This window comes from Paraburkholderia tuberum STM678, from assembly GCF_902833905.1.
GTDB lineage: Bacteria > Pseudomonadota > Gammaproteobacteria > Burkholderiales > Burkholderiaceae > Paraburkholderia > Paraburkholderia tuberum.
Map to the genome: position 1 here is coordinate 99,675 of NZ_CADFGP010000021.1, position 21,221 is coordinate 120,895.

Below are 21,221 nucleotides of genomic sequence, written 5' to 3' on the forward strand. Positions count from 1 at the left end.
CGCGCGACGTTTGCGTCGTTTGTCCGCACCGCAGGATGCGAATGGCACACCACATGCTGTGCGCCGCTTACGAAAGCCAACATCAATAGCCGCTCATCGCAGGAAGGAATGCCAATGAAGATCGCCCTGATCAGCGAACACGCGTCGCCACTTGCTGTCGCCGGTGGCGTCGACAGCGGCGGACAGAACATCTACGTCGCGAACGTCGCGCGTCAACTGGTGGAAATGGGCCATCAGGTCGACGTGTTCACGCGCCGCGATCGCGCACTGCTGCCCGAGCGCGTCGACATGGACGGCGTGCGCGTGATTCATGTGCCCGCGGGACCGCCGCGGCAATTGCCAAAGGAACGACTGCTGCCGTTCATGGACGAGTTTGCCGCGTTTCTGAGCGCGTTCTTTCGCCGCGAACCGCAGTCCTACGACGTGATGCACGCGAACTTCTTCATGTCCGGCCTCGCCGCGCTGCAAGTGAAGGCTGCGCTCGGCGTGCCGCTGGTCACGACCTTTCACGCGCTCGGCCGCGTGCGGCGTATCCATCAGGGAACGGATGACGGCTTCCCCGACGAGCGCTTCGCGATCGAAGACGAACTGGTCGCAGGTTCGGACGTGCTCGTCGCCGAATGTCCGCAGGACCAAGCCGATCTGCTCGAACACTATCGCGCCGATCCGGCGCGCATCCAGATCGTGCCGTGCGGTTTCGATGCCGAGGAGTTCATGCCCGTCGAGCGCGAAGCCGCCCGCGATGCGCTCGGCTGGCGCCAGCACGACTTCATCGTGCTGCAACTGGGCCGGCTCGTGCCGCGCAAAGGCATCGACAACGTGGTGCGCGGCGTCGGCGTGCTGAAGCACACGTTCAACGCGGCGGCGCAGTTGTACATAGTCGGCGGCAATTCGGACGCGCCCAACGAAATCGCGACGCCGGAGATCGCGCGCCTGCGCGAGATCGCCCGCGAATGCGGCGTCGCGGAGCAGACGAGCTTCGTCGGCCGGCGTGGTCGCACGCGGCTGCGCTACTTCTATAGCGCCGCCGACGTGTTCGTGACGACGCCCTGGTACGAGCCGTTCGGCATCACGCCGATCGAGGCGATGGCCTGCGCGACGCCGGTGATCGGCGCCGATGTCGGCGGCATCCGCTACTCGATCCTCGATGGCGTGACCGGCTTTCTCGTGCCGCCGCGCGATCCGCACGCGCTCGCCGCGCGGCTCGACCGCTTGCGGCGCGACCCCGCGCTCGCGCGCCGAATGGGCGAAGCGGGTCTCGACCGGGCCCGGACCGGCTTCACCTGGCGCGGTGTCAGCGATGCGCTCGCGCAAATCTATGCACGCGCGGCAAGGCTCGCACCGACCAAAACATCGCTCGACACCGCGTCCAAGCCGGCGCAGCTACCGCTGCGAGCAGCAGCCGGAGCGTCGTCCCGTTGACGACGGCGCACGCCGCGGCCGGTCCAGCGGCTGCGGCGCGCCTTTTTCCGACTTTTGACCGAAGCTCGCGCATACCACGAACCATCATGACGCTACCCGCCGTGTTCATCGACAAGGACGGCACGCTGCTCGAAGACGTGCCCTACAACGCCGATCCCGCGCTGATGCGTTTCGCGCCGGGCGCGCGCGAAGCGCTCGCGCTGCTCGCCGCGTACCCGTACGAGCTGTTCGTGATCAGCAATCAGTCCGGCATCGCGCTCGGCAAGTTCGAAGACAGAGCGCTGTTCGACGTGGAACGCCGGCTGCGGCAGATGTTCGCCGAGTGCGGCGCCACGCTCGCCGGCGCGTACTGGTGTCCGCATCATCCCGAGGGCAGCGTCGCGCGTTACGCGATCGTCTGCGACTGCCGCAAGCCCGCGCCCGGCATGCTGCTGCGCGCGGCCGAAGAGCATGAGCTCGATCTCGCCAACAGCTGGTTCATCGGCGACATTCTCGACGACGTCGAAGCGGGCAATCGCGCCGGCTGCCGCACGATCCTGCTCGACAACGGCCACGAAACCGAATGGCGAACCGGCCCGCCGCGCACGCCGGGCGCGCGCGCCGCCGGTCTGCACGAGGCCGCGCAACGCGTCGTATTGCACGGCCTGCCGCCGGGCACCGCGGCGCGCCGCAAGGAGGCGCCGCGGTGAACGCACCTCTGCCACTTGCGCCGCCCAAGCTGGCTCACGCGCGCGCGCCCGATACGTCGCAGCCGGTGTGCTGGGGCGGCGAGGTCAAACGGATTCTGTGCGTGCGCCTCGACAATCTCGGCGACGTGCTGATGACCACGCCCGCGCTGCACGCGCTGCGCGAGTCCGCCGAAGACCGCCATCTCACGCTGCTGGCGTCGCGCAGCGGCGTCGCGCTCGCGCCGTTTCTCGACGACGTCGACGATGTGATCGAATACGACGCGCCGTGGGTCGCGCCCGCGTCGACCGTGACGCGCGATCTGCTCGACGATCACCGCATGCAGCAGCGGCTGCGGCGCGGCGGCTTCGACGCGTCGGTGATTTTCACCGTCTATAGCCAGAGCCCGTTGCCGGCCGCGATGCTGTGCTATCTCGCGGGGATTCCGCGCCGCCTCGCGCATTGCCGTGAAAACCCGTACGCGCTGTTGACCGACTGGCTGCGCGAGCCGGAGCCGCAGCAGCGCACACGGCACGAGGTGCAACGCCAGCTCGATCTGGTGCATCACGTCGGCGCGCAGACGGGCGACACCGGCATGCGCTTTCGCGTGCCGCCGGCCGCGCGCCAGTCGCTCGACGCGAAACTGAGGACGCTCGGCATCTGCCGCCACACCGAGTGCATCGTGTTGCATCCAGGTGCGACCGCTGCGTCGCGCCGCTATCCGCCCGAGCGCTTCGGCGAGGTCGCCACGCAGCTCGCGCGCGAGACCGGCGCCTCGGTGCTCGTGACCGGCGGCGCGAGCGAGCGGGCGCTCGTCGAGACCGTGATGCGCACGGCCGCGCCCGGCGCGCGCGCGCAGCTATACGACCTGAGCGGTGCGCTGACGCTCGCCGAACTCGCCGCGCTGCTCGAACGCGCGAGCGTGCTCGTGTCCAACAACAGCGGCCCCGTGCATGTCGCGTCCGCGCTCGGCACGCCGGTCGTCGATCTTTACGCGCTGACCAACCCGCAGCACACGCCGTGGCAAACGCCGCAACGCGTGCTGTATCGCGACGTCGAATGCCGCTGGTGCTATCGCAGCGTGTGTCCGCACGGGCATCACGCCTGCCTGCTCGGCGTTCCGACCGACGAGGTCGTGCACGCGGCACTCGAATTGCGGCAAGCGCATGCGCATGCGCCGCGTCGTGGTGTATCGGAGCGCGCCGGCCGCGCCGATGACACGAGCACGCCGTCGCTGATCGATCAGCCAACCGTCCCCTGAACCCACTTCCACTGCCAATGCCATGTACACACTCGGAATCAATGCGGTCTATCACGACAGCGCCGCCGCGCTGCTGCGCGACGGCGTGGTGCTCGCCGCCGCCGAAGACGAACGCTTCACGCACATCAAGCACGCGAAACGTCCGGTGCCGTTCTCGACCTGGCAGCTCCCGTTCGATGCGATCGACTACTGCCTGAAGGCCGCCGGCATTACGCTCGCCGCGATCGATCACGTCGCTTACTCGTACGACCCCACGCTATTCGGCGGCATGCCGAAGAGGCCGGGCGCGACGATCGAGCTGCCGTTCGATCCGGCCGGCACGCGCCCGGACAACCCGTCCGCGTCGCCGTGGGATCCGCTGTTCCTCAGCTATATCGCCAACGCGAAGGGCCAGCTGCTCGACGGCGCGCCGCATCATCTGCGCAAGCGCTTCCAGGGCGTGGATCGCGAGCACGGCTTCGCATGGCACTTCGTCGAGCACCATCTCACGCACGAGGCGAGCGCGTTCCTCGCCGCGCCGTTCGACGACACCGCCGTGCTGACGATGGACGGCCGCGGCGAGGGCGTGACGACCAGCATGGGGCAATTCGTCGGCGGCGAGTACCAGCGTCTGAAACAGGTCGAGCTGCCGCACTCGCTCGGGCTGCTCTACGAAGCGGTCACCGACTGGCTCGGCTTCCTGCACTCGTCGGACGAGTACAAGGTGATGGCGCTCGCGTCGTACGGCAAGCCGGCTTATGTCGAGGTGTTCCGCGAGATCGTCCGCTATCGGCAGGACGGCAGCTATACCGTCGACGCCCCGCGGCTGACCGAACGCTTCGGTCCCGCGCGCGAACGCGGCGGGCCGCTCGAACAACGCCACTTCGATATCGCCAATTCGTTGCAGCGCGTACTCGAGGAGACCGTGCTGGAACTCGCGCACTGGCTGCATCGGCAGACCGGCTTGAGCCGGCTCTGCATGGCGGGCGGCGTCGCGCTGAACTGCGTGATGAACTCGAAGGTGCGCGACGCCGGGCCATTCAGCGAAGTGTGGGTGCAACCGGCGGCCGGCGATGCTGGCACCGCGCTTGGCGCGGCACTGTGGACCGACTATCGCGAGCGTGCCGCGCGCGGCGACCGCGAACGTCACTGGAGAATGGATCACGCGTACCTCGGGCCCGCATACAGCGAAGCGGAAATCGAGCAGTTCCTGCGCTGGTCGAAAGTACCGTACCGCCGACTCGCCGATATCGCCGGCGAGACCGCCGATCTGCTCGCGCAAGGCAAGGTGATCGGCTGGTATCAGGGGCGCACCGAATTCGGGCCGCGCGCGCTCGGCGCGCGCTCGATCCTCGCGTCGCCGATCGATCCGCGGATGCAGGCCAAGCTCAACGAGATCAAGGATCGCGAGGACTTTCGCCCGGTCGCGCCGGTCGTGATGGAAGAGGAAGCCAACGAATGGTTCGTGAACGGCCAAACCGCGCCGTTCATGCTGTTCGTGTTCGACGTGCGCGCCGACAAGGCCGCGCGTATTCCGGCCGTGCGGCATGTGGACGGCACCGCGCGCGTGCAGACCATCAACCGCGCGCAGCACCCGCTGTACTACGACTTGCTGGCGGCGTTCAAGCAGCGCACGGGCGTGCCGATTCTCGTCAATACGTCGTTCAACACGCGCGGCGAGCCGATGGTGAATTCGCCGCGCGACGCGGTCGAGTCGTTCTGGACCTCGCCGCTCGACGCGCTCGTGATCGGCCCGTTCCTCGTCGACAAGGCGGGGGGCCGCTCATGAACGCCTCGGTCATGTGTCCGTCGCCCCTGCATGGCGGCGTGGCCGCGCGCTACAGCAGCGAAGATGCCGACGAAACCGGCCGCACGTTGCGCACGCAGTCGTGGCCCGACGTGTCGGTGGTGGTGCCCACCTACCGCCGTCCCGCGATGCTCGCGAACTGCCTTGCCGCGCTATGCGCGCAGCAGTTCGCGCCGCACCGCTACGAGATCGTGGTCTGCGACGACGGTCCCGACGACGCCACGCGCGCCTGCGTCGAACGATTCGCGCGCGAGATGGCGCCGCTCGGGCTGGAACTGCACTACCTGCCGGTCACGCGCACCCAGGGGCCGGCCGGCGCGCGCAACGCGGGCTGGCAGTATGCGCGCGCTTCGCTGATCGCCTTCACCGACGACGACACGCTGCCCGATCCGCACTGGCTGACGGCTGGCGTCGCGGCGCTCGCGCAAGGCGCGACGGCGGCCGCCGGCACGATCGTCGTGCCGCTGCCCTCGCCGCCCGATCTGCCGACCGATTACGAAGCCGACGCGAGCGGCCTCGCGCGCGCCGAATTCGCGACCGCGAACGCGTTCGTCACGCGTGCGGCGCTCGTCGCGACCGGCGGCTTCGACGAACGGTTCACGTCGGCGTGGCGCGAGGATTCGGACTTGCAGTTCACGCTGCTTACCGCGGGCGGCCAGATCGTGCGCGCCCGCGACGCGGTGGTCGTGCATCCGGTGCGGCCCGCGCGCTGGGGCGTCAGCATCGCGCAGCAGAAAAAGAGCCAGTTCGATGCGCTGCTTTATCGCAAGCATCCCGAACTGTTTCGAACCCGCATCCGCTCGCGGCCGCCGCTGCTGTACTACGCGATTCTCTGTGCCGCGTTGCTGGCGATCGGCGGTTCGTTCGCGGATCAGCCGATGCTCGCGGGCGCGGGTTTGATCGCGTGGTGCGGGTTGACCGGCTATTTCTGCGCGCGGCGGCTGCGCGGGCGCAACCACGGCTGGCGCCACGTCGCCGAAATGCTCTGGACGTCGATCCCCATTCCATTTCTATCGATCTACTGGCGGCTCTATGGCGCCATCCGTTTCAAGGTGTTCTTTCCATGACCCCACCCTCGCTGCTGGCGGCGCTCGCGCCGCGCCGTATCGCCGTATTTCGCGCGCTGCAGCTCGGCGACATGCTGTGCGCGGTGCCCGCCTTGCGCGCACTGCGCGCGGCCGCGCCGGATGCGCATATCGCGCTGATCGGACTGCCGTGGGCACGCGCGTTCGTCGAGCGCTACGCGGCGCTCGTCGACGAGCTGATCGTGTTTCCGGGCGCGGTCGGTTTTCCCGAGCAGCCCGAAACGAACGATGGCTTGCCCGCGTTCTTTGCGCGGATGCGCGAGCGGCGTTTCGATCTGGCGATCCAGCTGCACGGCAGCGGCGGCATCGCCAACGATCTGCTGCATCAACTCGGCGCATGTGCCGACGCAGGCTTCGTGCAGCCCGACGAGGTACCGCGCGAGGGTTGCTTCATCGATTGGCCCGATGCGCTGCCGGAGCCCGAGCGCTATCTCGCGCTGATGAGCGCGCTCGGCGCGCCGGCGCACGACCGGCGTCTGACGTTCCCGCTCACCGAGCTCGACCTCGACGAGTACACCGCGCTGCGCACGTATCACGGCATCGAAGACGAGCGGCTCGTGCTGGTTCACCCCGGTTCGCAATTGCCGTCGCGCCGCTGGGCCGCCGAGCGCTTCGCGGCCGTCGCCGACCACCTCGCCGCCGACGGCTGGCAGATCGCGATCACCGGCGCGGCCGCCGAAGCGCCGCTGACCTGCGCGGTGCTCGGCGCGATGAGCGCGCCCGCGCTGCATCTGGCGGGTGCGACGTCGCTCGGCGGACTCGCCGCGCTGGTCGCGCATGCGCGGCTCGTGGTCTGCAACGACACCGGCATCTCGCACATCGCCGCGGCGATGGCGAGCGCGTCGGTCGTGATCGCATGCGGCAGCGACACGCGGCGCTGGGCGCCGCTCGATCATGCGCGGCATCGCGTGCTGGCCGACTATCCGCCGTGCCGGCCGTGCATGTTCCGCGACTGCCCGTATGGTCATCCGTGCGCGCTGAACGTGCAGGTCGAACAGGTGGTCGAGACCGCCCGCGAGCAGCTTGCGCGCGCGCCCGGCGCGCAACCAGGCGCGCCGGGCAGCCTGCATGAGGGAACCGTTTCGCTGTCTTTCGAGGATCTGCACCATGTTGCGTAATTGCCGCCGGCTGCGCGTGCTGACCTGGCACGTGCACGGCAACTACATGTATTACCTGAGCCAGACGCCACACGATTTCTATCTGGTGACGAAACCCGGTCATCCGCCCGGCTATGCCGGCAAGGTCGGCGTATTGCCGTGGGGCGACAACGTGCACGAGATCGCAATCGAGGACGTGCCCAACCACGAGTTCGACGTGGTGCTGTACCAGCATCGCACCCACTGGGACCATGACCGCGAGCACGTGCTGAGCGCCGCGCAGCAACGTCTGCCACGCGTCTATGTCGAGCACGACCCGCCGCAGGAAAACCCGTTCGAGCAATGGCATTGGGTCGACGATCCCGGCACGCTGCTGGTCCACGTCACGCACTTCAACCGGCTGATGTGGGACAGCGGTGTCACGCCGACGCGCGTGATCGAACATGGCGTCGTGGTGCCCGACGGCGTGCGCTACAGCGGCGAACTGCAGCGCGGCATCGTGGTCGTCAATCATCTCGCGCAGCGCGGCCGGCGGCTCGGCGCGGATGTCTTCAGCGAAACGCGCACGCGCGTGCCGCTCGATCTCGTCGGGATGGACGCACAGCGGCTAGACGGCATCGGTGAAATCGGCAACCTCGATCTGGCCGCGTTCAGCGCGCGCTACCGCTTCTTTTTCAATCCGATCCGCTGGACCAGCCTCGGCCTCGCGATCGTCGAGGCGATGACGATCGGCATGCCGATCGTCGGTCTCGCGACGGCCGAGCTCGCCACCGTGATCCGCAACGGCGAAAACGGCTTCGTGCATACCGACGTCGACGCGCTCGTCGACGCCATGCTCGGGCTGCTGCGCGATCCCGGCGAAGCGCGGCGGCTCGGCGACGGCGCGCGGCGCACGGCGCTCGAACGCTTTCATATCGACCGTTTCGCGCAGGACTGGCACGACGCGCTGCTGCACGTCACGGCGTGATGCCACGCTGATTTTCAACGTTCATGCGGTCCAACCACAGGATCACGCACCATGAAAGAACTCACCCGCAAGCGCATTCTGGTCACCGGCGGCGCCGGCTTTCTCGGCTCGCACCTGTGCGAACGGCTCGTCGCGCAGGGACACGACGTGCTATGCGTCGACAACTTCTATACCGGTACGAAGGACAACATCGCGCATCTACTCGACTGCGCGAACTTCGAACTGATGCGTCACGACGTGACGTTCCCGTTGTATGTGGAAGTCGATGAAATTTATAACCTCGCGTGCCCCGCGTCACCGATCCACTACCAGCACGATCCGGTGCAGACTACGAAGACCAGCGTGCACGGCGCGATCAATATGCTCGGGCTCGCCAAACGCGTGAAAGCGCGGATTTTCCAGGCGTCGACGAGCGAGGTGTATGGCGACGCGCTCGTCCATCCGCAGAAAGAAGACTACTGGGGCCACGTGAATCCCATCGGTCCGCGCTCGTGCTACGACGAAGGCAAGCGCTGCGCGGAAACGCTGTTCATGGACTATCGCCGTCAGCATGGTCTGTCGATCCGCATCGCGCGCATCTTCAACACCTACGGCCCGCGCGTGCATCCGGCCGACGGCCGGGTGGTGTCGAACTTCATGATGCAGGCGTTGCGCGGCGAGCCGCTGACCGTCTATGGCGACGGCTCGCAGACGCGTTCGTTCTGCTATGTCGACGACATGATCGACGCCTTCATCCTGCTGATGAACAGCGCCGACGATCCAGGCGGCCCGGTCAACCTGGGCAATCCGCACGAAGTGTCGATGCGCGAGATCGCGCAGCGCATCGTCGCGGTGACCGGCTCCGCGTCGCCGCTCGAATCACGGCCGCTGCCGGCCGACGATCCGTGGCATCGACAGCCGGACATCTCGTTGGCGACAAAACTGCTCGGCTGGCAGCCGGGCACGTCGCTTGACGAAGGGCTGCCGCGCACCGCGCGTTATTTCCGCGCGCGCATCGAGGCGAGTCAGCACACGCCGCCGTCTGCGGGCATGGACGGCGCCGGAGTCACGTCCGCTCGCCGTCATTGAGCCAGCGGCGCAGCGCTGCCGACGTCGCGGCGCCGTTCTTCACGCGATCACGGCGGCCCCTTGGACATCGGCTTCTCCTTCATCGAGGTGCCGACGACCGAGCAAGGCATCTACCCTTCAACGCATTTCGTTTCCGACGCTTGCGTAAGCAGGCGTGGCGCGCCCCATACCGTTGAAAGCGGGCGGCCTTGCAAATCTCGTGACGCGATCGGGTAGGAGGCGGGGTTGCCCCCGCCGTCCTCCCACAACACCGGACGTACGGATCACGTATCCGGCGTTTCCTGACGACTGGATTGCTCCAGCGAGCTTCGTTTCGTTCGTCGTGTCGCCTGCCGTTCAATGGACACCCCAACCTCTCTCAGGCTTCCGGCCGTCAAGTTTGATCGCAGGCTCCCGGCTGTGCCGAGACTTGTGCCCAAACGCTCAGAGAGCACGCGTGACTATCCACTCTCGTCAGGTTCGGCCCTTCACTGCTCCGGTTCCGAGCCGCTACTATGGCCTCTGCTGACTCCCGCCAGCCCATCCCGGCACCTTGCGATGCCAGTAGCACAAGGCAGACTGACGGGGCTCCCAGGGTAATGCGCGCGACCTTCCTGCTTATGCCTGTCGGATCTACGTCGTGGCGTTCCGTGCAAGTATTGGGCTTTACAGATCTTGGACTGCTCACCCCGCCACACCGCCTGATATCCGCTTCCTGTTCGTCAGGCCAGCATTTTGCCTGCGGCTTCCTTCAGATTCCGCCTTACGACGGACACCCTTGCCGTTCAGCTAGCACTTCCCCTTGCCGGGTGTGCAGAGGACTTTCACCCCCAAGTCATCCGGCTCGCCACCACAGCGGGTCGGACAGCGCCAGTCACGGCGCTACGCGCCATGCCTGGCGCACCAAAAAAAGAAGCGGCCACAAGGGCCGCTTAGAGAGCAGTGCCACGGAGGCCGCTCAAAAGCCGTGCCGCGAAGGGCGAGGCGCTATGGCATAGGGTAAAGCTCTGGCGCAGCGGTCTTGCGCATTCAGGAGGAACGGATGGTCGACTCAGTGTCGGTCGCCAGCACGGTCATCGGTCCCGAGCTCAACGCGGCCGAGATAATCGCGAGGCGATCCGCAGGGCAATCGACCAGATCGACGCTCAGCGACTCGCGTCCGCCCTCGTTGTTCACGTGGGCGGACCAGCCGCACACTTGCGCACGATGTTCGATCAGGCTTTTCCAGACCTCGACGACTCGTAGTGATCCCGTGCTTGCAAAAACAGTCAGACGTTTTACGTTCATGGCTTTCACACGGCAGCGCGCCGCGCCTCGGGTTCGGATCTCAGGCATTGATATGGTTGTTGTACGTTGAGGTTAGACGTATGAACTTTCAAAGCAAAGCAGATGCCCCTGACCGTAACAATTTTACGGACAGGGGCATCTGCGCACATGTCAGTGCGGAGTGGCGCGTTTCACGCGATTAGTCGTGCGAAACGCGCCGCGCGGGCTGCACGATCAGAGATCCGGTAAGAAGGTGACGCAAACGGCTCCGGCACGCAATTTCTACACGGCTGGCGTGTCCGCGCGAATGCGCATCACGGTCTGACGCGACGTGCCGAAGCGCCGCGCGACCTCGCTGACCGACTGTCCTCTGCCGAGCGATTGCAGCACGCGTTGACGCTGCTGCTCGGAAAGCGACGGTGGCCTGCCCGTGTGCTTGCCGCTCGCGCGAACGGCCGCGAGACTGTCGCGGCTGCGCAGGCTGCGGCACGCGGCGTCGAGCCGCACCAGCGCGCGCAATGCCTTCACCGCCGAGGGCTCGGGGCGCCCGGCCAGATCGGTATGGCCGACTTCGACGCAACGCAGCGCCACGCCGGCCTTCCGGCACTGCATCACGGTGGCGAGGATGTCGCGCGCGTTGCAGCCGAGCGCGGCCAGCTCAAGCACGACGAGCGTGTCGCGCGGCGCGATTCGTCGGATCAGACTCTGCAGCTCGGGGCGGTCGCGCGCCTGCGCATAGGTCGGCAGATCTTCGACCACGACCCGCGCGAGCGTGACCATGTAGCCGGCCTTGTCGAGCCGGATCAGCGCCTGCTCGTGCCGAACCGCATCGTGCGCGCCGAACAGATAGATGTGTAGTTTTTCCACTTCGCCTTCGTAGTCACGATCCGCCGTTAGCGGCGCTATTACGTCGGGGGGTCCGGTTTTTCGAGCGACGACGCCTGGTCACGCCGTCACTCAGCGCGCTCAGGGCTGCCGCTGGCCGCCCTGATGCGTCGGAGGAGTCTGGTTCTGTTGCTGCTGTCCGCTGTCGCGGCCGGGCTGCGCCGGATTCGACGGCTGACGATTCGAATTCTTGTCCGAAGTCATGACGCTCTCCTACGTGAGATTGCGGGTGACCGTGGCTAACCGCGGCCATCGTAATCAAGCCGCAACCAGTGTTCCCGGTCCTGCCCGCGCCAGAGCGTTGCGGCGCGGGCATGCAAGCGCCTGGCGATGCGAGCAGCCCGGTGGAGGAATTTTCAGAGTGTATCAACCGCATTGAACGTCCAATACGGTTGGCGTCGGTATTGGCGCGATTGAACTGTCATTACGTGGGCGGTGCAGGCGGGGCAAGTGACGGCCGCGCATCGCGGAACCGCAATCGGGGACGACCGCGGAATCCGTCTGACGGCAAGGCATGTAGCGCCCTGCTCAAAGCTCGGCGCCAGAGCGGCCATGCAGATTCGAGCCGACGCGAAGAACGAGACGGCTCGCTCGCCTCTTTACTGAAGCCCGCCATGATCTTCTCCTTACCGGCCACCACGGCCGGTAGGAAAAGTGCAGGATTATGCGAACCGTTGCAACCCGGTTCGTCTCACGCGATCCCGCCATGCAAAATGGCGGTAGCGGTCTCAAACCACAACAGGCGACCGCGGCGTGAACGACGCCCCTGCCCTTCTGCCGTGTCAGACCGACTCTGGTTGAGCGGAAAGCTCGTACTGCAAGAGTCGTCGTACAGGATGAGAGAACAACTGTCGGCTTTTCCACAGGCCAGCTGACGGGAGTAAGCGCTCAAGCGCTCGCTCCCCGTCGACAACGCGAGCGTGGTCGGCGTGCCTGGTTCAGTAACCTGGCGGAGGCGCCGTATCGTAGGCCGGCGGTGGAGGCGTCGCTTCGTCGTGCGTCCGGTACGCATCGGCGGCGCTGCGCGGCACAGGCACCCGGTGGCCATTGCCATACATGCACTGAACGTACGCCTGATCGTAGCGATGTTGAAGGCTGATGGAGGAGCTTTGCGCCATGCCGGCGCCGATCATGCTGCCGCCGAGCAGACCTGCGCCTGCGCCGACCGCTGCGCCGCGGCGGCCGTTGAACGCCGCACCGGCCGCCGCGCCGAGCGCGGTACCGACGGCCATACCGCCCAGGGCGCCCGTCGCTGTGGCCTGTTGGGTGCTCACGCCGCCGGTCTGCTGGGAAGCAAATTGCTGGCATGTCGCGTCGTCGGCGCGGAATTGATCGAAGGACTTGCCGGTGCCGGGCAGGGCCATCACTGTGGGACCCATCGGCATGCTTGCACAGCCGTCGAGCGCGATGATGCAGCTCAGGCTGACCGCGGCGGTGACTAGCGCGGATACGCCCCGTTTCGTTCGCATTGCCAGAGAAAGAGAATTCATTTTGCTCATGTCATTTCGGCCCGGTTGGCCTCACCGGCACTTCCACCCAGCCGCTCGAACACCCCTTCACGTACGGGTAATACTTTTTTGTCACCGGGCAATACCACCAGGTACCCGACGGCGGACTCGTCTGCGTTTTTTCGACGTAGACGGTGGTCGGGGTTGGCTGGACCGACTGGACGACGAGTGGGGCGGGCGCAGCGTAGACGACGGCGGGGGGCGCCATGATTATGGGGGGCGGGATGCCCACAAGGACACCGACTCTCACATGCGCTTGCGCGGTGCTATTCAGGCATACGGCCGTAGTCGCGATCAGCGCAAGCAAAACTATCCTGGATCTCACAAACTTTCTCCTATTCGATGAAGCGGGCCTGCCGCGACCCGGCGCAAAACGGTAAGGCCATGGCGCAAAAAACCGAACGGGTTCAACCTGGCGAATTCCGCTGCGCGACAAAAAAGGGATCTCGTTCGTGCTGGTTGAAGTGAATCCCGCGTGGCCGAACCTGGTGATTCCGGGGCCGGCCGACCCCGAATGCAGATTCCCGAGATCTACGCCTTGCGCTGAACCTCGCGTCCGGAGGGGGTACGCCGACGTCGCCATGGAAAGCCAGACAAGGCTGCGGCTTGCCCCGCCGTGATGTCCAATCAACTTTCGTTGTAGATAGAACGATACGAGGCCAACTGAGCCATTGCCGGTACCCCCGAAACTGCGGAGCCCAATTTCACGCCACCGTGCCCACTGAACGCCTGCTGTTGAGCCGCCACGCTCGCCAGAGCCGCGTGGATGTTCGCCGGATAGTGTGCGTCACCGTTGGGATGGTCAGAGCCCGCTAGCTGCAGTCGGATGACTTCTTCGTGCACTAGCTCACGCGTCAGAGGACCGTTGCCCTGAGCAGAGGTGCCCGTGGGGAGAGCGATGACTGACACGACAGTGAGAACGGGCATGAACGCTTTAGCCATGATGAAGCTTCCAGTCTCGGGCGCCAGGAACAACAGGCGCCGGGTTAGCGAAACAACGACCAGGCAAGGTCCCTGAAGCCCATGTGCCCGTTCCGTTGAGGTCCGTCATCTTCTTATCGTTTAATTAGAAATAGCTCTCTTCAATACATTGTTTCCGTGCTTGCAACGTCGAGAGGCATCTATCCGCGCGCAGCGGTCGCGAAACGACAGGGCAGGTCAACGATTCGCGAGCCACCCAACCTCCATGTTCATGAAATGGCAACTCACAATTGCGCGCGTCGAATAACGACGCGCTGTCGTTATACTGCAACCCACATCTGACACAGCATGTGCTCGGTTTTGCGGTGGATACCGGCTCCGTTATTTACACTGATGCACTGATTGGTATAGGTCCGGCAGCAATCGACACTCACGCTCCCGGTCGCGCCACCGATGCCGTCGGCGCAAAAGCAGCCGCTATTCTTCCTTTAACCCATAGGAGTCTTTAATGCAAAAGTGGTTTGCCGCGCTGCTGATTTCATTCGCAGCGAGTTCGCATGCAGCCGGCGATTCCTCGATGAACGCAACGGTTGAAAACGTCGCAGGTACGAATCAGGTCGGCGGCTTCGTCGCGCTACGGTCAGCGGACAGCAAGTGCCGTTATTACGGTGTACTGCAGCAGACTGCTCGTGCGCCGCGTGGCATGGCAGAGCGCATCGCTGCACTGACCCAGGACGGAAAAGTCTATGACTGGATGACAGTTATCAGTTACTCGGAATGCCTGCAAGCGAACGGAACCTACACCAAGAAACGCGTTTCGCTGAATTCGCCCGGCGGAAAGCGGTTCCGCGTGGGCGATAGCGTAGAGCTGCGAGCACCGGTGTAACGAGGGCCAGCGCGCCACCGATAACGGCTTTTACCAGTCCCATGAGCGCGAGAAATCACTTCGACGACTATCTATTCTCGCTGATTGCAGACAGGACACGGAGCTCTGCCGGACCGGAATTGCGATCGGTGGGTTCCTGGTTCGAGATGATATCGCTCGTACTTCGGACCACAACGGTTCGAGAGATCGACAGCGGTATTTCTGCAGCACGTAGTCGCTTCAGGATTGCAAATAGCAGATCGCTTCTGGTATCCCCGGCGATTCTCGGGCTACCGACATAGCCGGTAACAGTCAAGGTCATACCGTCAGGCGTCAACTGGCTAAAGATCACCGATGGCGCGGGACGATCGAGAACCGATGGGTGATCCAGGTAAGCTTGCAGAAGAACATCGCGCACCTGCTCCGGATCGACGTCCAGCGCAAAAGTAAGGGCCAGTGTGACAACCCCCTGCGTTTTGTTTCCCATTGTCACGTTGCGCACATTCTGAGAAATCAGGTGCGAATTCGGAACGATCACCGTTGATCTGTCTGCGAGCTGTATTTCGGTCGCACGTACACTGATGCGCCGGATATCGCCTTCAATGCCGGTGATACTGATCATGTCGCCTACTTTGACCGGCCGTTCAGCAAGCAATATCAGCCCGGAAATGAAGTTTTTAACGATTTCCTGCAGACCAAAGCCAATGCCTACCGACAATGCGCTGACGATCCACGCCAGGTTATGCCATTTCACGCCGAGTACGGACAAGGTTTGCAGCGCGACGAGGACATAGCAGACGTTGGCGAAGACCGTCACCAGCGACGCGCGCATACCCGAACTCATTTGCGTCTTGGGCAGAAACTCGGCGTCCAGCCATTTGCGCATGAGCCCAACCAGATACAGGCACACTGCACAGGTAAAGATAGCGCTGAAGATATGGGCAGGAACGATATTGAGCGCATGTAATCGCTCGCCACCGAGTACGTCGAGAATGCTATCGACCAGATCTCGGGGCGTTGTCCCGAGGCCGCCCGTTAGCAGTGCGATGACTGCGGCGAGCATCAATGCGCTGCGAAGAATGGCGGAGAGTACCGTTGCCACCTGTTCGAGATGAACATCTTGCAGCCCGAATAGATGCCTGATTGTTTTGCCGCTGGCGTGGCATGGCGAAAATACGGTTTCGCAAACATCATGAGCGAGCTTCGTCAGCAGATAAACGCTGCTCAGTACGAGATCGAACCAGACCAGTTCGTAAGTCAGGAACCGCGCGAACGAAACATAACCACAGAGCAATGCAATCAGAGAAGCTCCGACGGCAAGGCTGACGGCGGCATGAATAATGCCAGCGAGGGTAGAACGCGCCTCAGGCGATTCTCGGGCAGCGGCGAGCGCAGTGAGTACCCGGTTTGCGCGTAAAAGCGACATCCCGATGGTCACAGCGACCACCAACGCCACCACGCCGCGAGTAAAGAGCGTAAGTTGCACGCTGGTATCGACGGCCCGGTTGATCTGTTCGACGGCTCCTGAAAACAGCAGCAGTGCGGCCAGTGTCCGTGGGAAAGGGCGTAGCGCGCGAGCGACGGGATCCGCGATGGCCGGCAACCGCCATGACGGATGTCGTGTGCAAAGCAATGCCCGGCCGAGAGCAGCGACCAGCGCGCAGGTCACAACATGTTTGATGATTTCGCCGGCGAAGCCTTGCAGCGCAGGAGGCAGCGCCTGCTGACGGGTCAACGCGAAGTAGAGCAGATCAACGGCACATATGGTGGTCACCAAAGACGCGAACACGGTCGAGATCGCCATCGCGCTGCGCCGTATCCGGCCTTCCGGAAGGCGGCGTAGGCAGAACCGCTCTGATGCTCTGTCGAGAAGCCGCGTTCCAATCGTTGCGACGGCCAGGGCGAGCAGCACAAGCAGGGCGGTTGCAACCCGCTGCCCCGGTTGCCATGTCGTTTGAATCTGCCTGTCGATCTGCGCCTTGAAGTCTCGCAGACGTTGATAGTCAGCCGTGTCCGGGTGGAGCGCCGACGCCCAGAACGCGGCGCTGACTACGCTGTCGGAACGAAGGGCCAGTTGATCTTTCAGATGGTTTTGCAGCAGTCGCGTGATCTGGGCGCTCAGATTGGCAAGGTTCTCCTTGATCGTTGCCGCCTGCTTGAGTTCGGCATCGAGTTGCAATTGCTGAGCGGCGAGAACGCTGCGCTGTTCGGCGACCGCGGGAGTTTCCGCGGCGGATTCGGAAGCGGGTGCTGTTCCGAGTACGTCGAGCTGGGCATGCGTTTTCGCGCGATCGGGCTCCAGCGACGTGGTGATCAGCCTGTCGACGTCTTCGGCGACGCGCCGGCTCAATGCGTCCAGCCCGGACAGCTGCGCGTCGCTTGTTGCCGTCGAAGCACGCTGCCGGATCTGGTCCTGTTTTTCCTGAAGCGCGCCGAGCCTTTGTAATGCCTCGGAGCCCGCGCCCATGGACGGCGAAGAATCAGCAGGAGCATCTATGCTAAGGGGCGGCAGCGTCGCTGCGTTGGAGGCAACCGGAATCAGGCCGAACATCGTCAGCGCGATAAGGTGAAAAATGACTGCAACTATTTGTCGCGCGGCGCAAGCGCGGCGAAGAGTATGCATTTGAGAGATCTGGCTCATGCACGCGATACCTAGGTAAGCGGTGTTGCATTCGGTCGCGGCCGGGCGTGAAATGAGGGAGCCGCACTGCGGTAGGAGAGGAAGCTAATGAATCATACATGATTATCATATCATATATGATCGATACGGCAAATATGAAAGGTGTGCACGGTCAGCGCTTGGCCCGCTGATGTGCGATGGCGGCCGCTTGAGCATCGGCGTGCGCTATCCAGTTTGTGCGAGAAACGGTCGGTATAGTGGGACGTTGAAAGTTGGAAGCTGATCTTGGATGCTTTTTACAAGGCTTCCCTCGATATCGGGCTCCCGACTAATTGGCATCTATCAAACCATCGTTTCCTGGACTCACCGGTAGGCGCGCAGGCAACGCGGTAATGGAGGAGCATCGACATGGAACAGAGCAACGCATTGCCGGATTCGATCCGGGCAGCGATTGAGGCGCACGGCGGTGCAGCGCGATGGGCCGAACTGGCGGAGATCGAGGCGACGGTTTCCGCCTGCGGCCTTCTGTTCACCGCAAAGCGACGGCCAATACTGCGACAAGTGCAGGTTCGCGCGTCGACACACGAGCCTCGTTTCGCTTTCAACGATTTTCCGCAGGTTGGCGAAACGAGTGAACTTCAAGGAGAAGAACTTGTTCGCGTCGTCGGGCGAGACGGGGCTATCCTGGCTCGCCGCGACGGACCGCGAACAGCATTTCGTGGCTGGCGACGGCAAATCTACTGGGACGACCTCGACTTTGTCTATTTCGGCGCCTACGCGTTCTGGAACTATCTGACAGCACCTTTCTTATTCTTGCGCGGCGGCTTTACGTTCAAAGAACTTCCGCCACTGGCGACTTCGGCCGGGATATGGCCAAGAATCCGGGCGACCTTTCCCAGCGACATTCCAACGCACAGCCGGGTCCAGGATTTCTATTTCGATAGGCAACATCGCCTTTGCAGGATCGATTACACCGCCATGGTTATCGGACGCTGGGCGCGGGCCGCTCACATCTGCGAGGACTTTCGCGAATTCGATGGATTCCTGGTACCGACTCGCCGGACGGTAAAGCCGCTGCCGGTTGGCAACGCTCCATTGCCAGCTCCGACTCTCGTCGCGATCGAGGTCCACGATTTTCGACCAAGGCCTTCCGATTGACGCCAGTTCAATCGGCCGCTGCGGCTGACGAAGCAAGGCGGCCTCGGTCAGTTGTTCGAGGTTGTGAAGGCACTTGCATGCTGACTTCGACTCGACATCGAGGTTGCCCTCGCCGGGCGCCCGGCGCGTGCGCTGTCGTGACGGGAATGACGGTTTTCGGAAACTCGCGATGGTAGCTTTGGGGCGGCGCTGCCTGAACGCGAAAGGGATCTGCCTCGTGGTACTTGACGTGTCTGGATTCCATGGCGGGCTCCCTCACTGACGGGTTGGCGGCACTCACGAAGCCGTGGCCCGAACGCGCGGTGCGTGGGCCTTTTGGGGCTGCGACTCGAGCGCGGTTGTCGCGCCGAGCACTGACCGGATGGCGCGCAGCGCCTCTTCCTGCGCGGGTGTCGGCGGGATGCGCAGCACCCGCCGGTCGGCCAGCAGCTTGTCGAGCAAGGTCAGGAGCCGGTTTCGGTCTTCCGGGCTGGCGAGCAGATCGGGCAACGTCTGGATAGCCTGTTGCGGCTCAAAAGTCGCGATGAGTTCCTGCTCCCCGCGAATGCGCCGCCAGTCGGCAGGAGGCAAATGCGGCAGGTCGTCGGCATATTCATCGACCAGTTGCTTGACTGTCTCGATGCGCGATAGCGGCAGCGGCTCGCCCTTTGGCGCGAGCAGGAACGCGGTGCGCGCGACCGCCTCGTTGTAGCCGCCCTGCCTCAGCGAGGCGAGCGCCGCCTGGACGAACGGCAGGCTGCGAGGATCGGCGGCGGCGGACGTGCCGGCGCCATGCTCGCCGAGGCGGTCCGGGTCGTACATTGCGAAAAGATTCGCGTAGATGGAGAAGAACAGTGCTTCGATGCTGGCGTCTCTTACCGCCCGGAACTGGTCGAGCGAGGCGCTGATCAGTTCTGAGCCGCGCTGCTCCACCTTGCGCCACGGTTCGAGGTCGCTCGAGGGCTGCCGGCTGGCTCTGACAGCATCGGCCATCGGACGCAGCGCGGCCACCCACGGATTCAGGTCCGAGAATGCCCAGCGCTGCAGACGCAACGGATGAAAATCGCGCAGCAACCGCGCGGTCATCTCGTTCGACGCATGCTGCACGAAGGGTTGAACGAACAGCTCGTAGGCTCGCTGGTTGAACTCCGACACCACCGCCACGGCCTTGAACGGCTTTTCGTCCTCGCGCCGCAACTCGTTGAAATGCTCGACGGCTTCTTCCAGCCGGTGTTCGGTGAGCGAGACCTCGTATTCCGTTTTGCCGTCTGCGCCCTTTCCCTCCTTGATCGACATGCCGTAGAGGCCCGGCGCGAGCGTCTCGATTGTCTCCAGCACGTTGAAGATTTGCGTGTATTCCTTCTTCGCCACCTTGCCGGAAACAAAGATGCCGAGATGGCCGACGTCCTCGTGCATCAGGGCGACGATGACCTGGCCGCGCGCCTTGATCTCCTCGGTGCTGCTGTATATGTCAGCGACCCAGTTGAACGCCTGTTGCGGCGGCGTGATGTTGTCGCCCATCGATGCGAAAAGGATGATGGGCGAGCGGATGGCGCGCAGATCGAAGGATTTGCCCGACGGGCCGGACACTTCGCCGGACCACAGCTTGTTGCCGATGAAGAGGTTACGAGTGATCCACTCGATCTCTTCCCGGTTCATCAGGTAGTAGCTGCCCCACCACCGCTCGAACTCGATAAAGCGCGCCGGTTCCGTATCGATGTTGGCGAACACGTTGTAGTACTTGTCCCAGAACGTGTTGGCGGGGTTCAAATACTCGAAGTTGTTCACGAGATGCGCGCCGTCGAACTTGCCGTTGCCAAGATCGGCCGCCAGGGACGAGAGCCACGTGCCACCCAGAATGCCTCCGGCATAACGCATTGGATTGGGCACCTCGCTCTCGCTCCACGCCCCGCTCCAGTAAGACATGGGCGCGCCGTTGACCAGGATGGGACCGGTGTCTTCCGGCGACGAACTGGCAAGCATCATCGCGGCCCAGCCGCCCTGGCAATTTCCGACGATCGCGGGCTTTGGGCTGTCTGAATGCAGTTCGCGCACCTTCCGTACGAACTGCTGCTCGGCCGCGCACACGTCGAGCAGGGTCTGGCCGGGCTCTGGCTCCTGGGAGAATACGACGAAATAGACGGGATGACCGGCGCGCAGGGCAACGCCGACCTGCGAATCGTCCTTGAAGCCCCCGATGCCGGGACCGTGCCCGGCGCGCGGATCGATGATCAGATACGGGCGCTTCTTCACGTCGACCACGACACCCTCCGGCGGCCGTATCGACAGCAGAGCGTAGTTGACGGGCCGCTCAAAGTGCCTCGCGTCGAGCACCATGTCATAGTCGAAATGCAACGCCGGCTTGATCCCGGCCTTGTTGCGCTCGATGAACTCGTTGCCGCGTTGACGCAAGGCATCCCAGAACAGGACGGAGCGCTGCGCGAAATCGGCCGTATAGTGCCAGGCACCCCATGGTGTGAACTGCGCCAGGTTGGGAATGGTGAGAGCGGACGTACCGTCGCCCCCCTTGATTGCGTCGCTCGTCCTCTGCCCGAACCGTTGCCGGGCCTCTTCCAGGCGATTGTGCAACAGCCGCAGGATTTTCAATGCGATCTCGTGATTGCGTGTCAGTTGGGTAACCTGGTCCATCTCATGAATCTCCTTAAGCGAAGCGACTTAACCCGGCAC

At 64.1% G+C, this 21,221-nt stretch carries 17 protein-coding genes; 10 read left to right on the top strand and 7 right to left on the bottom strand.

Annotated features, from left to right (window positions below; genetic code table 11):
* Window positions 1-114 precede the first annotated feature (114 nt).
* From HWY30_RS19855 to HWY30_RS19890, 8 genes are all read left to right on the top strand, one after another.
* Window positions 115-1,422: a glycosyltransferase family 4 protein gene (locus HWY30_RS19855; RefSeq protein ID WP_090811735.1), complete on the top strand. Its 1,308-nt coding sequence runs from the start codon at window positions 115-117 to the stop codon at window positions 1,420-1,422.
* Window positions 1,423-1,508: 86 nt separating this feature from the next.
* Window positions 1,509-2,111, top strand: a complete 603-nt coding sequence (locus HWY30_RS19860) for a D-glycero-alpha-D-manno-heptose-1,7-bisphosphate 7-phosphatase (RefSeq protein WP_090811737.1) — start codon at window positions 1,509-1,511, stop codon at window positions 2,109-2,111.
* Window positions 2,108-3,349 (top strand): lipopolysaccharide heptosyltransferase II, encoded by a 1,242-nt coding sequence (waaF, locus tag HWY30_RS19865; RefSeq protein WP_090811739.1) that lies wholly within the window; start codon window positions 2,108-2,110, stop codon window positions 3,347-3,349. Before HWY30_RS19860 ends, waaF begins: the two co-directional genes overlap by 4 nt.
* Window positions 3,350-3,371: 22 nt before the next feature.
* Complete coding sequence (locus HWY30_RS19870; RefSeq protein WP_090811741.1) at window positions 3,372-5,117, top strand: carbamoyltransferase family protein; 1,746 nt, start codon at window positions 3,372-3,374, stop codon at window positions 5,115-5,117.
* A complete protein-coding gene (locus HWY30_RS19875; protein WP_090811743.1) occupies window positions 5,114-6,202 on the top strand; it encodes a glycosyltransferase family 2 protein in 1,089 nt (362 codons plus the stop codon). Before HWY30_RS19870 ends, HWY30_RS19875 begins: the two co-directional genes overlap by 4 nt.
* Window positions 6,199-7,338: a glycosyltransferase family 9 protein gene (locus HWY30_RS19880; protein ID WP_090811745.1), complete on the top strand. Its 1,140-nt coding sequence runs from the start codon at window positions 6,199-6,201 to the stop codon at window positions 7,336-7,338. The genes HWY30_RS19875 and HWY30_RS19880 overlap by 4 nt, the downstream gene beginning before the upstream one ends.
* Window positions 7,328-8,284, top strand: a complete 957-nt coding sequence (locus HWY30_RS19885; protein ID WP_090811747.1) for a glycosyltransferase family 4 protein — start codon at window positions 7,328-7,330, stop codon at window positions 8,282-8,284. Before HWY30_RS19880 ends, HWY30_RS19885 begins: the two co-directional genes overlap by 11 nt.
* Before the next feature lie 51 nt (window positions 8,285-8,335).
* Window positions 8,336-9,352 (top strand): UDP-glucuronic acid decarboxylase family protein, encoded by a 1,017-nt coding sequence (locus tag HWY30_RS19890; protein ID WP_090811749.1) that lies wholly within the window; start codon window positions 8,336-8,338, stop codon window positions 9,350-9,352.
* A 1,008-nt stretch (window positions 9,353-10,360) separates the two neighbouring features.
* Here HWY30_RS19890 and HWY30_RS19895 read toward each other — a convergent pair.
* The 5 genes from HWY30_RS19895 to HWY30_RS19910 all read right to left on the bottom strand — a co-directional run bounded on the left by HWY30_RS19895 (window position 10,361) and on the right by HWY30_RS19910 (window position 13,932).
* A complete protein-coding gene (locus HWY30_RS19895) occupies window positions 10,361-10,618 on the bottom strand; it encodes a hypothetical protein (protein ID WP_090811961.1) in 258 nt (85 codons plus the stop codon).
* 261 nt (window positions 10,619-10,879) lie between these two features.
* Window positions 10,880-11,464, bottom strand: a complete 585-nt coding sequence (locus tag HWY30_RS19900; RefSeq protein WP_176078918.1) for a recombinase family protein — start codon at window positions 11,462-11,464, stop codon at window positions 10,880-10,882.
* A gap of 99 nt (window positions 11,465-11,563) precedes the next feature.
* Entirely contained in the window at window positions 11,564-11,686 is a 123-nt protein-coding gene (locus tag HWY30_RS42495) for a hypothetical protein (protein WP_013094087.1), read from the bottom strand.
* A gap of 734 nt (window positions 11,687-12,420) precedes the next feature.
* Window positions 12,421-12,981: a YMGG-like glycine zipper-containing protein gene (locus HWY30_RS19905; RefSeq protein WP_167368784.1), complete on the bottom strand. Its 561-nt coding sequence runs from the start codon at window positions 12,979-12,981 to the stop codon at window positions 12,421-12,423.
* A 636-nt stretch (window positions 12,982-13,617) separates the two neighbouring features.
* Window positions 13,618-13,932 carry a DUF4148 domain-containing protein gene (locus HWY30_RS19910; RefSeq protein ID WP_143037312.1) on the bottom strand — a complete coding sequence of 105 codons (315 nt, stop codon included), beginning with the start codon at window positions 13,930-13,932 and terminating at the stop codon, window positions 13,618-13,620.
* Between the two features lie 487 nt (window positions 13,933-14,419).
* Between HWY30_RS19910 and HWY30_RS19915 the strand changes: the two genes are divergently transcribed.
* Window positions 14,420-14,797 carry a hypothetical protein gene (locus HWY30_RS19915; protein WP_090811754.1) on the top strand — a complete coding sequence of 126 codons (378 nt, stop codon included), beginning with the start codon at window positions 14,420-14,422 and terminating at the stop codon, window positions 14,795-14,797.
* 67 nt (window positions 14,798-14,864) lie between these two features.
* Here the strand turns inward: HWY30_RS19915 and HWY30_RS19920 are convergent, their stop codons facing one another.
* Window positions 14,865-17,417: a DUF3772 domain-containing protein gene (locus tag HWY30_RS19920; RefSeq protein WP_167368807.1), complete on the bottom strand. Its 2,553-nt coding sequence runs from the start codon at window positions 17,415-17,417 to the stop codon at window positions 14,865-14,867.
* A gap of 387 nt (window positions 17,418-17,804) precedes the next feature.
* Between HWY30_RS19920 and HWY30_RS19925 the strand changes: the two genes are divergently transcribed.
* Window positions 17,805-18,554, top strand: coding sequence for a hypothetical protein (locus HWY30_RS19925; protein WP_090811756.1), 750 nt, complete (start codon window positions 17,805-17,807; stop codon window positions 18,552-18,554).
* 276 nt (window positions 18,555-18,830) lie between these two features.
* On the opposite strand, the gene HWY30_RS19930 is transcribed toward HWY30_RS19925, so the two are convergent.
* Window positions 18,831-21,182 (bottom strand): DUF3141 domain-containing protein, encoded by a 2,352-nt coding sequence (locus tag HWY30_RS19930; RefSeq protein ID WP_090811758.1) that lies wholly within the window; start codon window positions 21,180-21,182, stop codon window positions 18,831-18,833.
* Window positions 21,183-21,221 lie beyond the last annotated feature (39 nt).

What these genes read in the sequence shown, in the direction of transcription:
- HWY30_RS19855 (WP_090811735.1), top strand. Translation starts at nt 115, where the DNA reads ATGAAGATCGCCCTGATCAGCGAACACGCGTCGCCACTTGCTGTCGCC.
- HWY30_RS19860 (WP_090811737.1), top strand. Translation starts at nt 1,509, where the DNA reads ATGACGCTACCCGCCGTGTTCATCGACAAGGACGGCACGCTGCTCGAA.
- HWY30_RS19870 (WP_090811741.1), top strand. Translation starts at nt 3,372, where the DNA reads ATGTACACACTCGGAATCAATGCGGTCTATCACGACAGCGCCGCCGCG.
- HWY30_RS19875 (WP_090811743.1), top strand. Translation starts at nt 5,114, where the DNA reads ATGAACGCCTCGGTCATGTGTCCGTCGCCCCTGCATGGCGGCGTGGCC.
- HWY30_RS19880 (WP_090811745.1), top strand. Translation starts at nt 6,199, where the DNA reads ATGACCCCACCCTCGCTGCTGGCGGCGCTCGCGCCGCGCCGTATCGCC.
- HWY30_RS19885 (WP_090811747.1), top strand. Translation starts at nt 7,328, where the DNA reads ATGTTGCGTAATTGCCGCCGGCTGCGCGTGCTGACCTGGCACGTGCAC.
- HWY30_RS19890 (WP_090811749.1), top strand. Translation starts at nt 8,336, where the DNA reads ATGAAAGAACTCACCCGCAAGCGCATTCTGGTCACCGGCGGCGCCGGC.
- HWY30_RS19895 (WP_090811961.1), bottom strand. Translation starts at nt 10,618, where the DNA reads ATGAACGTAAAACGTCTGACTGTTTTTGCAAGCACGGGATCACTACGA.
- HWY30_RS42495 (WP_013094087.1), bottom strand. Translation starts at nt 11,686, where the DNA reads ATGACTTCGGACAAGAATTCGAATCGTCAGCCGTCGAATCCGGCGCAG.
- HWY30_RS19905 (WP_167368784.1), bottom strand. Translation starts at nt 12,981, where the DNA reads ATGAGCAAAATGAATTCTCTTTCTCTGGCAATGCGAACGAAACGGGGC.
- HWY30_RS19910 (WP_143037312.1), bottom strand. Translation starts at nt 13,932, where the DNA reads ATGGCTAAAGCGTTCATGCCCGTTCTCACTGTCGTGTCAGTCATCGCT.
- HWY30_RS19915 (WP_090811754.1), top strand. Translation starts at nt 14,420, where the DNA reads ATGCAAAAGTGGTTTGCCGCGCTGCTGATTTCATTCGCAGCGAGTTCG.
- HWY30_RS19920 (WP_167368807.1), bottom strand. Translation starts at nt 17,417, where the DNA reads ATGAGCCAGATCTCTCAAATGCATACTCTTCGCCGCGCTTGCGCCGCG.
- HWY30_RS19925 (WP_090811756.1), top strand. Translation starts at nt 17,805, where the DNA reads ATGGAACAGAGCAACGCATTGCCGGATTCGATCCGGGCAGCGATTGAG.
- HWY30_RS19930 (WP_090811758.1), bottom strand. Translation starts at nt 21,182, where the DNA reads ATGGACCAGGTTACCCAACTGACACGCAATCACGAGATCGCATTGAAA.